This is a genomic window from Bradyrhizobium sp. MI1.11, from assembly GCF_055811255.1.
Genome location: NZ_JBVVPM010000221.1, coordinates 1 through 326 on the forward strand (window position 1 = coordinate 1; position 326 = coordinate 326).

Genomic DNA, 326 nt, shown 5'->3' on the forward strand with positions numbered 1-326 from the left:
GCCGCGGTTGCGCCGCCCGCTGCGCCGGAGAACAGCACGTTCGACAGAGCGCTCGCGCTGGAATAGGTCGTGGTGCCGCGCAGATCGGACGAGGTCGCACCCGCGATCGTGGTCGAGACGTTCGATTTGGTCGAATAGCCGACCGTGGTCTGCAGCGCCTGGTTGGCGATCGACTTGGCGCTGTCCAGCAGCTTCGAGAGCGAGGTGATGCCGGTGTTGGCGGCCTGCAGCACCTGCACGCCGTTGGCGATGCCATCGAGCAGATTGTTGATGTCGCTGGCGCGGTTGTCGAGCGACTGCGCCGTGAAGAAGTTGGTGGGGTTGTC

1 pseudogene is annotated in these 326 nt (G+C 65.3%); it reads right to left on the minus strand.

The annotated features are described in order from the left end of the window. A pseudogene (locus AC0L30_RS43180) lies at positions 1-326 on the minus strand (DUF1522 domain-containing protein); the annotation flags it as partial.